Annotated in this window: 13 protein-coding genes; 8 read left to right on the forward strand and 5 right to left on the reverse strand. The window is 50.8% G+C overall.

Annotated elements, in window-relative coordinates; all coding sequences use genetic code 11:
- The first annotated feature begins 509 nt into the window (after positions 1 to 509).
- The 3 genes from ACK3CJ_RS00625 (at position 510) to ACK3CJ_RS00635 (ending at position 3663) form a co-directional block, all read left to right on the forward strand.
- A complete protein-coding gene (locus ACK3CJ_RS00625) occupies positions 510 to 1829 on the forward strand; it encodes an AAA family ATPase (RefSeq protein ID WP_409524484.1) in 1320 nt (439 codons plus the stop codon).
- Entirely contained in the window at positions 1829 to 2770 is a 942-nt protein-coding gene (locus tag ACK3CJ_RS00630) for a DUF4435 domain-containing protein (RefSeq protein ID WP_409524485.1), read from the forward strand. Before ACK3CJ_RS00625 ends, ACK3CJ_RS00630 begins: the two co-directional genes overlap by 1 nt.
- Positions 2771 to 2871: 101 nt before the next feature.
- Positions 2872 to 3663 carry a hypothetical protein gene (locus ACK3CJ_RS00635; protein WP_409524486.1) on the forward strand — a complete coding sequence of 264 codons (792 nt, stop codon included), beginning with the start codon at positions 2872 to 2874 and terminating at the stop codon, positions 3661 to 3663.
- Positions 3664 to 3781: 118 nt separating this feature from the next.
- Here ACK3CJ_RS00635 and ACK3CJ_RS00640 read toward each other — a convergent pair whose 3' ends face one another.
- The 3 genes from ACK3CJ_RS00640 to ACK3CJ_RS00650 are packed head-to-tail and all read right to left on the reverse strand — an operon-like array spanning position 3782 to position 7350.
- Positions 3782 to 4060 carry an oxidative damage protection protein gene (locus ACK3CJ_RS00640; RefSeq protein WP_409524487.1) on the reverse strand — a complete coding sequence of 93 codons (279 nt, stop codon included), beginning with the start codon at positions 4058 to 4060 and terminating at the stop codon, positions 3782 to 3784.
- A 24-nt stretch (positions 4061 to 4084) separates the two neighbouring features.
- Complete coding sequence (mutY, locus tag ACK3CJ_RS00645) at positions 4085 to 5149, reverse strand: A/G-specific adenine glycosylase (RefSeq protein ID WP_409524488.1); 1065 nt, start codon at positions 5147 to 5149, stop codon at positions 4085 to 4087.
- Positions 5149 to 7350 carry an AsmA family protein gene (locus ACK3CJ_RS00650; protein ID WP_409524489.1) on the reverse strand — a complete coding sequence of 734 codons (2202 nt, stop codon included), beginning with the start codon at positions 7348 to 7350 and terminating at the stop codon, positions 5149 to 5151. Before ACK3CJ_RS00650 ends, mutY begins: the two co-directional genes overlap by 1 nt.
- Before the next feature lie 229 nt (positions 7351 to 7579).
- Here ACK3CJ_RS00650 and hisB point away from each other — a divergent pair, with 229 nt between their 5' ends.
- The 4 genes from hisB (at position 7580) to hisF (ending at position 10422) form a co-directional block, all read left to right on the forward strand.
- Positions 7580 to 8173, forward strand: coding sequence for an imidazoleglycerol-phosphate dehydratase HisB (gene hisB, locus ACK3CJ_RS00655; protein ID WP_409524490.1), 594 nt, complete (start codon positions 7580 to 7582; stop codon positions 8171 to 8173).
- A gap of 2 nt (positions 8174 to 8175) precedes the next feature.
- On the forward strand, positions 8176 to 8823 hold the full coding sequence (gene hisH, locus ACK3CJ_RS00660; protein WP_409524491.1) for an imidazole glycerol phosphate synthase subunit HisH: 648 nt from the start codon (positions 8176 to 8178) through the stop codon (positions 8821 to 8823).
- Between the two features lie 71 nt (positions 8824 to 8894).
- Positions 8895 to 9635, forward strand: coding sequence for a 1-(5-phosphoribosyl)-5-[(5-phosphoribosylamino)methylideneamino]imidazole-4-carboxamide isomerase (gene hisA / locus ACK3CJ_RS00665; protein WP_151705728.1), 741 nt, complete (start codon positions 8895 to 8897; stop codon positions 9633 to 9635).
- A gap of 10 nt (positions 9636 to 9645) precedes the next feature.
- The gene (hisF, locus tag ACK3CJ_RS00670) at positions 9646 to 10422 is read left to right on the forward strand and encodes an imidazole glycerol phosphate synthase subunit HisF (RefSeq protein WP_409524492.1); all 777 of its coding nucleotides are present in this window, start codon (positions 9646 to 9648) and stop codon (positions 10420 to 10422) included.
- Positions 10423 to 10437: 15 nt separating this feature from the next.
- On the opposite strand, the gene ACK3CJ_RS00675 is transcribed toward hisF, so the two are convergent.
- Positions 10438 to 10866: a VOC family protein gene (locus tag ACK3CJ_RS00675; RefSeq protein WP_409524493.1), complete on the reverse strand. Its 429-nt coding sequence runs from the start codon at positions 10864 to 10866 to the stop codon at positions 10438 to 10440.
- A 60-nt stretch (positions 10867 to 10926) separates the two neighbouring features.
- Positions 10927 to 11787 (reverse strand): methyl-accepting chemotaxis protein, encoded by an 861-nt coding sequence (locus ACK3CJ_RS00680; protein WP_409524494.1) that lies wholly within the window; start codon positions 11785 to 11787, stop codon positions 10927 to 10929.
- A gap of 374 nt (positions 11788 to 12161) precedes the next feature.
- Here ACK3CJ_RS00680 and ACK3CJ_RS00685 point away from each other — a divergent pair, with 374 nt between their 5' ends.
- A complete protein-coding gene (locus ACK3CJ_RS00685; RefSeq protein WP_409524495.1) occupies positions 12162 to 13700 on the forward strand; it encodes a sensor domain-containing diguanylate cyclase in 1539 nt (512 codons plus the stop codon).
- Positions 13701 to 13727 lie beyond the last annotated feature (27 nt).

A 13727-nucleotide genomic window follows, 5' to 3' on the forward strand; every position in this document is an offset into this window, starting at 1 on the left:
AGGAGAGGTATTGAGAACCGGACAGATAGTTTATAAAACCAGACAAGCTGAGCGTGGTTTCATCACCGATCCAGACCTGTTAGCCGGTGAGGTATGGACCAAAGGATATGAATAAAGCAAAAGGAAAAGTTTGCACACACAAAAAGGATGGATTAGATTCAGATAACAAACAGGACGTAGTCAAGTGTGATGGAGCACCATCGGGGCGGTAGCGTGTTTTTCAAACGGTCGCCCCAACCATCTTGTATCCTCGCTGTAGTGCTACCGATAGATGCTGTCTTGCGTACTGAAAAAATGAGCATGCCTGTGAATTCTGGAAAAGTTGCTCGTCTTGTCGATAGTCATGCTTTTATATCATTGCATTTAAATGAATTTTTTTGATGCGGCTGAAATGCTGCGCATGTCTGACTAAAAAAATGCATGCGTATTTTGACAGATTAATTAAATGAAAACTGTTAGCACAGTGCATTAGAGTTCAGACACAAACATAATTGAGAACTGGAGAATGTATGATTAAAGAATTTTACATAAACAATTTATATGAAGAGAGAAATGTTAGGATTCCCTTCAGTTCTGAATATAAGATTATTGTTGCCGAGAATGGGTATGGTAAAACAACAATCCTTAACTCATTTTATGCGCTTGTTTCTGGAGATGTCTCAAAACTTAGGAAGGTTGTATTTGACTCCATTGGTATAGTGTTTTCAGATGATGAGAATATTTCCTTTCAGAAGGAGGATTTTGATGCGGATCTTGAATTTATCAAGGGGCACCACTTTTTTGAACATCTTGAAAACAGACTTGGTGAAGATTTTATACTTGAATTAATAGATGATGTACGTAAATTTCCATCGAATTCGATGGAAAGGTCTCATTTATTCAGGCATGCTATGAATTCCCTTGATATCCCACCTTCAATCCTAAGGGATTATTTAAGAGAGGTTAGGAGCAATAGGCCGAACAAAAGAATTAACTCTTCAACTCAAGAAAAATTAGATAATATCAAAAAGAAATTCCCCCTAAAAACATTGCACCTGCCAACTTATCGGCGAGTCGAAGAAGATATTCGTGCGTTTAGTGGCGTTAAAGATGGGTCGCCACTAAGGAACTCTTCCATCAATTTTGGAATGAGTGATGTAAAAACAAGCATTGAGAAAATTACTTCTGAAATTTTAAGCTCATCAGTAGAGTGGTTTTCTAAAATCAACGGACAGATGCTAGCTCAGCTTGTTAGTGGCTTTGCTGTCACAGATGAAATGAGATCATCAATCTCCAGTCCGCGAGCTGTAGAAATTGTATTGGAACGAATTGGAAAGAACATTTCACCATCTCATAAAGAGCAAATACTTTCCTTGGTAAATAGTGGGGAAATCCTTACTGGACATGACCCGCTTATTTATTTTGTAAGTAACTTACTTAAAGTTTATGAGCAACAACAAGACAACGATGAGGCAATACAGCAATTCACAAAGGTTAGTAACAAGTATTTGGCTGATAAAGAAGTTGTTTACGACGAAAGCAACGTAACAATTGAGGTTATACGAAAGAAAAATGGGCGTGCTGTAGATATTGAAAGCTTATCTTCAGGTGAAAAGCAGATCATTTCATTATTTGCATTGCTTTATCTTCAGAAAAAAGAAGAGTTAGCAATATTTTTTGACGAGCCCGAATTATCGTTATCTATGGAATGGCAAAAAACATTACTCCCTGACATAGTGTCTTCTGGGAAATGTAAATTTTTATTCTCGACAACTCACTCTCCATTTATATTTGAAAATGAACTGGAAGCAAATACTGTGGATTTGGCTGAGTATATTGAGGAGCTGTAATGTCGAGGGTGAATACATTAATAAAATCCCGAAGCAATTTGTCAGTAAAATTTATAGAATTTACAAGGATTGCTTCTAAAGGAAAGTACGCTGTTTTCTTTGAGGGAGAAGATGAGAAATATTATTCAATAAGAATCAATAGTATTCGGCCGGATATTAAATGGTCAGCTATAAATGCCGGAGGTAAATCAAATGTAGTTGAGCTTAGAAGAAGAATCAGAAGGCACGAAACATACTCAATTTCGGCATGTATGTTTTTTGTCGATGCTGACTTTGATGACAATAGTGCGATTCTTGAGTTCGGTGATATATATGTAACACCGTGCTACTCAGTTGAAAATCTATACATTAGTCTAGGTGCATATACTAGAATTCTTAGTGCAGAATTTGGGATTAATGACTCTAGAGAAAACGAACAGTGCTATGCAAATTCAATTAGAGTTTTTGAAAATACCAAGTCTGTATATATTGACGTCATCAAGCCTTTTAATTTTCTTGTTCGGGAGCTTCGTTTAATGGAAAGGCGTGGTGAAATTGAAGGACGTTTGAATATAAATAATGTTAAATTTGAAGATTTGGTTAGAATTGATTTGGAGGTTGTTGAAAAAGTCTATGATGAAAAAAATCCAAAATCATTATTTCCTGATTTTCGAGAAGAATTTGCTGTTGAGTTAGAAAATTCTGAACAGTATTTTGAAAACTTATCAGGAGAGCTTTGGTTTAGAGGAAAGCAGAATCTAGAGTTTTTTAGGGTTTTCCTCGAAAAGATAAAAGCCGAAAGGTGTCGAAAAGATTCTCGTAAAATATTCAAAGATAAAGGTAATGTAAAGCTGCAGATTTCTAAAGGGAATTGCATTTCTGAGCTTAGTCAGTATGCCGATACTCCGCCATGCTTAAGAGATTATCTAGAAATACAGCAAGCATTGGACTATGCGGTCTAAGTGCTGCTAATCGGGTAACCGGGGGGCTTTAACCCCCAGTCCCCACAATACCCTGCATGCGGCTCCGCACAGGGCTACACCTACTATGAGTATTAGGATCAATGAAACATTCAGAATGGATTAGCAAAGCCTATATAAGCTCTAGCCAGGCTCTGGCTAATTGCTATAACACAGCACATATTGGTGGCTGGAATGAAAACCACATTACAACAAAGGTTTTGGAGTCTATTGAGTCAATCGGACTAGAGCTTGATTGGAGTGATAAGCCGCAGAAAGTTAGATGGGAAGGATTCAAGCTCAGAGGAAATTCTGAATATGAGTTTGGCGACATTGTTGTAATAGTAAGAATTTGGGTTACAAGCGACCGTTATGTTGACGGCGTGGCATTTTATGAAGCGAAAAGACAGTTCTTCCATGAAAACAATAGTCCAATAGGCTTCTCTTCGCTAAAAGTTGAGCAGCTTTCGAGAATTCATGATCATACATACGCAAGTAATGTTTTACTTTACGATGTAGACATAGATAATGAAATGGCATTAGCCTCCTCAGTAACAATGCCATTTGTGAAAGAGCTAGTCGAAGCAAAACTAGCAAATTCATCAGGAAGAATGCTGCATTATTACGGGGAGCCTTGGGTAGTTTCTTTGGCGGGCAACTTGCTAGGGTTGCACTTAGATCTTCGAAAAGAAGTCGTTGATGAACTGAAGATCTCGACTTCTTCGTACAGAAAACCAAACTTCATACTGAATGCATCTGTAGCACTATTGAGTACACTGGAGCCAAGTCTTGATAACTCATTTGTAAATAGTAATGACTATGAGCATTGGATAAAAAAGGATGATCCAAAACCAACCTTCAGTAATACCCCGAAATATGATGGCCCCAGCTTTTAACTCATGTGCGAACAAGGCAAGATATTCTGCATCGATTTGCTGACTAGCCGAGTAGCTTCACTGAAGGCGAGGCAGATTACTGCAATTGGCCGATTGGCGAACGCCCCCTAAGTTCTACCTACTCCTTCTCAACAGGCGGCACATACCCCTCAGCCTTGTCATAATCCTCACCCGCAAAAAACTTCTGCATCTCCTGCTTCAAATACTCGCGTGACGAGGCATCCATCATATTCAGGTGCTTCTCGTTGATCAGCATGGTCTGATGGCTCAGCCAGTCCTGCCAGGCTTTCTTTGAAATGGTTTCATAGATGTTTTCACCGATCGGGCCGGGGTAGGGGGCTCTTTCCAGGCCTTCCAGCTCTTCCTGATACTTACGACAAAATACGGTACGGCTCATCTCTATCTCCATTGCTTAAAACTGTCAGTTCAGGCTGTCTGGCTGCTTGCTCAACTGTTGCAGCAATCGCTCAACAGGAGCGGCCAGGCCGACTTTTGAGGGTTGGTTCATGTTATACCAAAGCTGCTGCGGTTGCTCCATCACAGCGTCGGTAAGTTGTTGCTGCTCTGCTGTAACTCGCATTTCCACGGGTGTGATATCCAGGTGGAAGTGTGAAAAGGTGTGGCGCACGGGTGGGTGCTGTTTTGCCACCGCTGTATCGAGCGCTGCCAGGTCGCTCACTTCTGGCAGGCTCCACAGGCCGCCCCAGATGCCGGTGGGTGGTCGTTGCTGCAGGAGTATGTCACCTGCTGCGTTGCGCAGTATCAGCATATAGGTCTGGCGCACGGGGATGGTTTTTCTGGGTTTGGGCGCGGGGATTTTGTTGGTGATGCCAAGCTTCAATGCTGCACAGTCGCTCTGCAGCGGGCAGGCCGGGCAGTCGGGCTTGCTGCGGGTGCAGAGCGTGGCGCCCAGGTCCATCATCGCCTGGGTGTAATCGGCGCAGCGTGTGTCTGGTGTGTAGTGTTCGGCATATTGCCAGAGTTGCTTCATGATGGCCGGTGTTCCTGACCATCCTTCCACGGCATGAAAACGGGTCAGCACGCGTTTTACATTGCCATCCAGTATTGCAGCGCGGCGGTTGAAGGCGATGGAGGCGATGGCGCCTGCTGTTGATCGCCCGATACCTGGTAGTTCAGCCAGTGCTTCTACGCTGTTCGGGAACTCGCCGTGATGTTCTGCCTGTATCAGTTGCGCGCACTTGTGCAGATTGCGCGCTCTGGCGTAGTAGCCGAGGCCTGTCCAGTGGTGCAGCACTTCGTCGGTGTCGGCTTCGGCGAGTGATTGCAGATCCGGGAAACGCTCGATAAAGCGCTGGAAGTAGGGGATCACGGTGCTGACTTGTGTCTGTTGCAGCATGATCTCCGACAGCCAGGTACGATAGGCGGTTTTCTCGGCCTGCCAGGGCAGGTCGTGGCGGCCATGCTGATCAAACCAGGTCAGAACCGTTTGTTGGAATGCCTTGGGTAACATCAGTTCACTCGCCATCACTCTGGGCTCAGCCCCTGCAACAGGTTACGTACCGCCTCTTCACTCAGCCGCTCCTGTAGCTTCTCGCTCAGGCGCTGCTCCAGCTCTCCGCGCAGCAGTTCTGTGAACTGGTCGGCATCTGGTCTGCACAGTTGCGCTGCTGGCATGTCAAAGCTGCCGGCACAGACAATCGGAAACTCTCTACCTTGCAGTGCGCTGGCAATCGGGCAGTTCTGCTCAAACCCTTCATCCTTGGCTGTCAGCCCAAAGCGATAATCCAGCGCCTGTGCGCTCAGATCTATCTGCCCTTGCCCCGTTAGTTGCAGTGCATCGAGGTTGGCGTTCAGGTCTTCGTTGATCAGGATACCCTGGCGCACTCTCAGGCTGGCCTGCAGGTTGCTGAAGACGGTGGGGAGCTGTGGCTGTTGTGACTGTGATGCTTGTTGTGTTGCCGCCTCTTCGCCTGTCAGCGCCTGGTTGATCTCTCGGCACAGGTTGTTTGCCATATCAAACCCCTGCACTGCGCCATCGCTCATAGTGAGGCTGATGCTGCCATTGAGCTGACGAATCAGGTCGTGCGGTGATAATCCGGCTGTGGTCAGGTCGGCTTCTGCATTCAGCTGGCCGCTGACGGCTCCGCTGTTCTCATTAGTAGTACTCGCCTGCAGATCCTTAAGCAGTGGCCCCAGTTGTACCGACTGTATCGCATGTTGTGAGTCGATCTGCAGCGTGTCGCCAGTGGCGTCCAATGTCATGCTGTTGCGTATGCTGCCGTCATAGAGGTTGGCATTCAGGCGGCTGAGGTTGATCAGCCCGTTATCTGCCTGCAGTGTCATGCCGGGGTCGTTGAGTGTCAGGCCAGCAAAGATAAGGCGCTGTAGATCCAGCATGGCGTCGAGCCTGAGGCTGCGCAGCAGGTCGAGGTCTGTCAGCGGTTCTTGTGAATAGGTGGGTTGTGCGGCTTCTGAGGTGTTAGCTGCGCTATTCTCGGCACTGTTAGCTGCACTGTCGTCATCACTAACATCAGACGCCGCCCGATAGCGATCAGCATCCAGCACATCACCGCGCAGATGGATATTCAGGTGCTGGTTCTCGCGGCTATAAACCAGTGTTCCGGCCAGGTTGGTGTCGTCTACACGCAGCACCAGCGGGTTCAGGTGCAGGTATTTGTTCTGAGAGTTGAGCGCCGCATTCAGGCTGATCAGGCGCAGCGCTGCTGGGTCTGCTGTGTCGGGCAGTGGTCGGCCAAGTGTTTCCATAAAGAGTTTCAGATCAAACGGGGCGATGCTGATCTCGCCCGTCAGGTTCGGCATGGCTGTTTCTGCTGCTTCAGATTCAGGTGGTGGTAACCCAGAATCATCCAGCACCAGGCGCCCCTGAAGCTGCAGGTTGGCAAGGCTCAGTTTGAAGTTATTCAGGCTGGTGGTGCCGCTGCGCAGGTCTTTTTCCAGATTGCCCTTCAGGATCATCTCCAGTGGGGCGGGCAGTTCGGTGCCGCTGAGTGCTATCTGGCTGGTCAGGTTGTGGGCCTGCAACAGCATCTGTTCCGGGCTGAGTAGAAAGTCTCCCTGCAGATTAAGCGTTGCCGTCAGCGCTTCCGGGCCACCACTGCCATGCAGGGTGAAGCTCAGGTCCGCAGGGAAGCGCTGTTCAGCCAGCAGGTTGCTGGCGGTGATATTCAGGTCGGTCAGTGTCAGGGTCTGGCCCAGCAGCAGGTCCTGATAGTGCAGCTCGGCATTGCTGATCAGGATGGATGCGATATCCAGCGTTAATAATTTTTGCTCAGCCGAGGCAGGTGCTGCGGTTGTCTCGCTCGGTTGCGGCTTGCTGCCCTGAGGCAACCAGTTCACTTCGCCTTGCTCATTGCGCTGCAGGTTCAGTTCCAGGCCATCGATCAGTATATCGCGTATCTGCATCTGCCCTGTGGCCAGTGCCGGCAGGTGCAGCGAGACATGTGCTTTGCGCAGTGATGCAAGATCCGCCTGGCCGGGGTAGCGGGTGGTGATCTCGCGGATATCGAAGCCCACCCACGGGAAGATCGACCAACTGACATCGCCATCTATCTGCAGCTCGATACCACCCTGCTCAAGGGCGATGCGCTCGATATCCGGCCGATATTGATTCGGGTTGAAGAACAGTGTCAGGTAAACCGCGACTGCCAGGAGCAGAGTCATCGCCAGGGCGAAAAGACCCAATATGAGCTTGAGCAGGCGTTTCAACACAATCATCCTTCTGGCAGTTCGAGGTTGCGGTTTTTGGTGTACGTTTTGGTGCACGCTTTTTGTGGCACGTTTTGGAGGCATGAGTGTAACGAATTTTTCGGCTCACGAGTATGTTCAATGCACTTCAGTGCAACTCTATGACAACGGAAACTGCCGTTATGCTGACGATAACGGTATAATGCTTTTTTTCAATAAACAGTCTAATGATCAGATGGCGGAGATAAGCATGGCAGATCGCACAGCCAGGGTGACTCGCAATACACTTGAGACCCAGATTACGGTCGCGGTGAACCTGGATGGTACCGGTCAGTTTGAGGCAGATACTGGCGTTCCTTTTCTTGAGCACATGATGGACCAGATCGCTCGACATGGCATGATCGACATCGAGGTGAATGCGGTGGGTGATCTGCATATCGATGACCACCACACAGTGGAGGATATCGGTATCACACTGGGTCAGGCGTTCAAGCAGGCGGTGGGCGACAAGAAGGGTATCCGTCGTTATGGCCACGCTTACGTGCCGCTGGATGAAGCGCTGTCTCGCGTGGTGATCGACTTCTCCGGCCGCCCAGGTCTGGAGATGGATGTCGCGTTCACACGTGGCAGTGTGGGTGGCTTCGATGTGGATCTGTTCAGCGAGTTCTTCCACGGTTTCGTCAATCATGCGCAGGTCTCGCTGCATATTGATAACCTCAAGGGCAAGAATACGCACCATCAGGCCGAGACTATCTTCAAGGCGTTTGGTCGTGCGCTGCGCATGGCGCTGGAAGCTGATCCGCGCGGCGAAGGTATCATGCCATCCACCAAAGGGTGTCTGTAATCATGAGCAGTATTGCCGTTATCGATTATGGTATGGGTAATCTGCACTCTGTCGCCAAGGCGCTGGAGCATGTGCAGCCGGGTGTGGAGGTGCTGGTGACGGCTGATCCGCAGCAGGTACGCGATGCTGATCGTGTGTTGCTGCCGGGTGTCGGCGCGATCCGCGATTGCATGGCCGAGATTCGCCGTCTGGGTGTGGATGCCGAAGTGGCGGAAGCGATCCGTTCCGGCAAGCCTTTTCTGGGTATCTGCGTTGGCTTTCAGGCACTGATGAGCTTCTCGGAAGAGAATGGCGGCGTGGAGTGTCTGGATGAGTACGAGGGCCGCGTCAATTTCTTTGGCGATAACCTCAAGGATCAGCAGGGCGAGCGCCTCAAGGTGCCGCATATGGGCTGGAATCAGGTGGAGCAGACTGTTGATCATCCTCTGTGGCAGGGGATAGACAACGGCAGCCGTTTCTATTTTGTCCACAGCTATTATGTGCGTGTGAATAACCCGGCACTGGTGGCAGGCACCTGTGAATATGGTGTGCCGTTTGATGTGGCACTGGCGCAGAACAATGTATTTGCCGTGCAGTTCCATCCCGAAAAAAGTCAGAAGGCCGGTCTGCAACTGCTGCAGAACTTTCTGAACTGGGATGGCAAGCGCTGAGTAGCTGTCCCGGTCGGGCTGTGATGGCCACCGGTGATGGGATCTGAAAACCGATACAACTGGAAATCAAGATGGTAATTATTCCCGCGATCGACCTGAAAGATGGCAAGTGTGTACGTCTGCGTCAGGGGCGTATGGATGAGTCGACAGTTTTCTCCGACAACCCGGTCGAGATGGCCGCAAAATGGGTGGAGGCTGGCTGTCGCAGGCTGCATCTGGTCGACCTGAATGGTGCGTTTGCCGGTGAGCCGGTCAATGGCGAGATTGTGCGTGCGATTGCTGAGGCTTTCCCCGATCTGCCGATTCAGATCGGTGGTGGTATCCGCACGGCCGAAACGATTCAGGCTTATCTGGATGCGGGCGTCGATTACGTGATCATCGGTACCAAAGCGGTCAAGGAACCAGCGTTCGTGACCGAGATGTGCCAGCGTTTCCCCGGCCATATCATTGTCGGTCTGGATGCGCAGGATGGTTTTGTTGCGACCGACGGCTGGGCCGAGATCAGCAGCGTGCGTGCCACCGATCTGGCGAAGCAGTTCAGCCGTGATGGTGTGTCCTCCATTGTTTACACCGATATCAGCCGCGACGGCATGATGCAGGGCGTGAATGTGGAAGCGACCGTTGCACTGGCACAGGAAGCAGGCATCCCCGTGATCGCGTCTGGCGGCGTGACGGATCTTGAAGATATCCGTCGTCTGGCGGCTGTGGCCGATCAGGGCATTCTGGGTGCAATCACCGGTCGTGCCATCTATGAAGGTACGATCGATCTGGCTGAAGCACAGGCGCTGAGCGATCAACTGACCGCAGGCTGAGGAGTTAGGCATGGCACTGGCAAAACGCATTATCCCTTGTCTGGACGTCGAAAACGGTCGTGTGGTCAAGGGTGTGAAGTTCCTGGATATCCGCGATGCCGGCGATCCGGTGGAGATCGCACGCCGCTATGAGCAGCAGGGCGCGGATGAGATCACTTTTCTGGATATCACCGCGAGCCACGAAGGGCGTGATACCACGGTGCAGACGGTTGAGCGTATGGCGGCCGAGGTGTTTATTCCGCTGACCGTCGGTGGCGGCATCCGCACCTGTGAGGATATCCGGCGCATGCTGAATGCCGGTGCCGATAAGGTCTCGATCAATACTGCTGCCGTGTTCAATCCCGAGTTTGTCCGCGAAGCCGCACAGCGTTTCGGTTCGCAGTGTATTGTTGTCGCGATCGATGCCAAGCAGGTGTCAGGCCCGGGGGAAGAGCCACGCTGGGAGATCTTTACCCACGGCGGGCGCAAGCCAACCGGGATCGATGTGGTTGAATGGGCGCGCAAGATGGTGGATCTCGGTGCCGGTGAGATACTGCTGACATCAATGGATCAGGATGGCATGAAGTCCGGTTTTGATCTGGGTCTGACACGTGCGGTGAGTGAGGCGGTGCCGGTGCCGGTGATTGCATCCGGTGGCGTGGGTACGCTGGATCATCTGGTGGATGGTGTCGTTGCAGGCAAGGCAGATGCTGTTCTGGCTGCGTCGATCTTCCACTTCAATGAATACACTATTCCGCAGGCCAAGCAGTATATGCGTGATCGTGGGGTAGAGGTCAGGCTGGATTGATCAGCTTTATCAAGGTCATACCCAGCTCAGAGCTGAGGCGTCCTGTCTGGCTCTGAGTTCTACCGTGTTGCCGTCCGGGTCTTCGATATACACTGAGCGGCCCATCCCTTCTGAGCCATAGCGCTCGATGAATTCACCACCTTCAATTCCCTTGTTGTGCAGATAATCCAGAATCTCCTGTTCAGACAGCGGCTCCAGCAACAGGCAGAAGTGATCCAGATTTCTGCCTGTTTCTGCTGGTGCCTCGCCTCCTTTACGCCCCATTTCGCTGTCGGTGGTGACCAGGTCGATCAGGGCGTTGCCTGCACGCAGTTGTATCAGTCCTTTTTCCGGTGGTAACTCTCTTTCCACTACACAGCCGAGTACATCGACATAAAAGGCCAGCATCCTGTCCAGATGCGCAGTGCGCAACACGATATGATCGATCGCGGCTATCCTGAACATCTCGACCTCCTTGGGCGCTGTGTTGTCTGTCTATTCAGTGTAGTGGATTAATCAGGTGCATCAATTGAGCGATGACTGAAGCTCCTCAGAAAGCTGACTGGCAACATCCTGATTGCGTCCCGACGCTTCCACCAGCTGCTGTGTACCCGCTACCAGCTTGTCTACTGTTTTCAGTACCTGGTCTGAAGAGGCCAGTTGTTGGCGCAGCTGTGTAATGGTGGTCTGAGCCGCCCCGGCACTTTGCTTGGAGATGGCCGACAGCGTGGTCAGTTTTTCGGTGGTTTGCCGCGAGATATCCACACTGGTGTTGATCAGTTGCTGAACATCATGCTGTTTGGTCAGTACAGAGCCAGACATCTCCATGATCACGCGCATCTCGGCCTGAATCTGTTCTGCCGAATGGTTGGCTGTAGTGGCCAGCGAGCGGACCTCATCTGCCACCACGGCAAAACCACGGCCATGCTCGCCTGCTCGTGCGGCTTCAATCGCGGCATTCAGGGCCAGCAGGTTGGTCTGGTCGGCAATACCTTTGATCGACTCCACCAGCTTGTCGATATTCTTGCTCTTGCTTTCAAGTTCGGTAAGGCGCGTCGTGAAATCAGCAATATAGCTGGCAGATTGCTCGATGTTATGGCCCAGCTTGGTCAGAAAGCTGATGCACTCCTGGCCGGTTTCGGTCGTCTGATCAGCAAGCGAGCTTGCCTCGGATGAGGAGGCTTCGATCTCGTGTGACTGATGAACAAACGCTTCAACCTGCTGATGAGTCGATTCAATCTCTTTCAGGCGCTGTATGGCATTCTGCTGGATACTTCTGGATTGGTTACTGAGCTCTTGGGCCTGTGACAGGGTTGCGCTCTGGCGCAGGGTGGTGAGTTGTGCTGCCTGCTTGCGTAGAGTTGCCAGCTCCTGGCTGTCTACCATTTCAAATCCTGCCGGGGATGATTTCTTGAACCAGTTGATCATGCAAAAGCCTCTGAGACTAGTGTGCCAGCTGTTTTTCGGTCGACCATGCGCGTGTGCTACACGGTGGGCAACTGGCTGGGTTACTTGTTGTTATTAGTATGCAGCCGTGGATCAGCTGGTCTGCAAGCATAATGTAAAAAATGTGTCAGGTCAGCATTCTGATCAGTGTCTGAGTAAATGTATCGATACATTAGGGCATGGTGATTATCTGATTGAAATTTCAGCGCGCAAAATGGCTTCCTAAACTATAGTGCTTAAGTACTGGTAGATTTTCGAGTAGTCGTCCTATGCGATCGATAAGAAGCTATTTTCTACAGTATTTACTTGTCTGCATGTTGCTGTTTACTGCGGCATTCCTGACCTATCGCCTTGTTGTTGAGTATCCCCGAGAAGTCGCGACCATCGAGTCACACCAGGTGCGCGAGCTGGCCAGCCTGCAGGAGGGGCTCAATCGTAATCTGCACCACCTGAGTAGCATAGTCAGAGACTGGGCGCACTGGGATGATACCCGGGACTATATCCTCAACCCGGATGACGGTGAGGCTTATATCAGAGCCAACCTGATATCGGGCACCTTTGATACTTTCGAGCTGGTTGCGATTCTCTACTTTGATCAGAATTTCCGGCTGGTTCATGGTCAAGGCTATGATCAGCGGCGCGATATGCATGTACCCCTGACGTCGGTGTTGAAAGATCTCTCAGAGAATCTGCTGTTTCAAGGGCATGAGGCAGGAGACGCCCTGTATAAGGCGGGGTGGTTGCGGACCGAGCAGGGGGCGGCGGGCTTTGCCCTGGATTATATCACCGACTCACTGGATGAAGCCGAGCCGGCAGGCTATCTGATGTTTATCCAACTGATCACCGAAGATCAGGTACAGGCGCTGGAGTCGGTCACCCGTCTGAGATTACAGCTGCAACCGGCGCTGGAGACGATAAGGTTGTCTGATATTGAACCTCTACACAGTGGCCGGCTGGTCGAGGGTTTTCAGCACCAACGGTTGAGATTGCTGCAGGATTTTGCTGGCCGCCCGCTGCTCTTGATGGAGATCACGCATGATCCGCTTTCTGATCCGGTGATGTTGCGCACTGGTGATGTTCTGATGCTGCTGGGCATAGTACTGATCCCTCTGCTGCTTTTCTTCATCGCCGACCGGCTGCTGCTCAGGCCGCTTAAATTTCATGTCGAGCGTATTGAGACGATGGTCAGTAAGGAGACACTGGAGGAGTTACCGGCGGTGATGCCGATCTGGGAGCTGGAGCAGTTTCGTCTGGCGTTCAATCGATCGGTGCATCTTGTCGATATGCAATACAAACGGCTGTTGTACTTGTCGCAGACAGATAGCCTGACAGGTATACCCAACCGGCGTGCTTTTGATGAGTATGCGGAGTCGGCCTGGCGACGGGCGCGGCGTGTCGAGAAGCCCTTTATGCTGGCGCTGATTGATCTGGATTATTTCAAGGCCTACAACGATACCCTCGGGCACAGTCAGGGCGATCAGGCATTGCGTGAGCTGGGAGAGCTGTTGCACGCATTTACCCGGCGAGCCAGTGAGTTTTCGGCCCGGCTGGGCGGGGAGGAGTTTGTCATCGTGATCAATGGATTGTCTGCGGAGCTTGCAGTCGCGCGCATGGAGGAGCTCAGGCAGGCCATAGAAAATCTGCAGTTGGAGCATCCCGGCTCAGAAGTGGCGCCGGTAGTGACGGCCAGTATTGGCCTTGTGTGTGTGGAAAAACCCAGTCAGGCCTTTCGTGCCGTGAAGCTCTCTTTTCTGCTTGAGATGGCTGATCAGGAGCTATACCGAGCCAAGGCGCAGGGGCGCAACCGAGCCTGTGTTCATCAAATCAGTCTTTCTGCGGATATAGCCTGTTGATGGATCGCCCCACCTTGGGAGGGGCGA

It is taken from the genome of Nitrincola salilacus, from assembly GCF_046271865.1.
GTDB lineage: Bacteria > Pseudomonadota > Gammaproteobacteria > Pseudomonadales > Balneatricaceae > Nitrincola > Nitrincola salilacus.

Coding starts and splice junctions, on each gene's coding strand:
- ACK3CJ_RS00625 (WP_409524484.1), top strand. CDS start 510: ATGATTAAAGAATTTTACATAAACAATTTATATGAAGAGAGAAATGTT.
- ACK3CJ_RS00630 (WP_409524485.1), top strand. CDS start 1,829: ATGTCGAGGGTGAATACATTAATAAAATCCCGAAGCAATTTGTCAGTA.
- ACK3CJ_RS00635 (WP_409524486.1), top strand. CDS start 2,872: ATGAAACATTCAGAATGGATTAGCAAAGCCTATATAAGCTCTAGCCAG.
- ACK3CJ_RS00640 (WP_409524487.1), bottom strand. CDS start 4,060: ATGAGCCGTACCGTATTTTGTCGTAAGTATCAGGAAGAGCTGGAAGGC.
- mutY (WP_409524488.1), bottom strand. CDS start 5,149: ATGGCGAGTGAACTGATGTTACCCAAGGCATTCCAACAAACGGTTCTG.
- hisB (WP_409524490.1), top strand. CDS start 7,580: ATGGCAGATCGCACAGCCAGGGTGACTCGCAATACACTTGAGACCCAG.
- hisH (WP_409524491.1), top strand. CDS start 8,176: ATGAGCAGTATTGCCGTTATCGATTATGGTATGGGTAATCTGCACTCT.
- hisA (WP_151705728.1), top strand. CDS start 8,895: ATGGTAATTATTCCCGCGATCGACCTGAAAGATGGCAAGTGTGTACGT.
- hisF (WP_409524492.1), top strand. CDS start 9,646: ATGGCACTGGCAAAACGCATTATCCCTTGTCTGGACGTCGAAAACGGT.
- ACK3CJ_RS00675 (WP_409524493.1), bottom strand. CDS start 10,866: ATGTTCAGGATAGCCGCGATCGATCATATCGTGTTGCGCACTGCGCAT.
- ACK3CJ_RS00680 (WP_409524494.1), bottom strand. CDS start 11,787: ATGGTAGACAGCCAGGAGCTGGCAACTCTACGCAAGCAGGCAGCACAA.
- ACK3CJ_RS00685 (WP_409524495.1), top strand. CDS start 12,162: ATGTTGCTGTTTACTGCGGCATTCCTGACCTATCGCCTTGTTGTTGAG.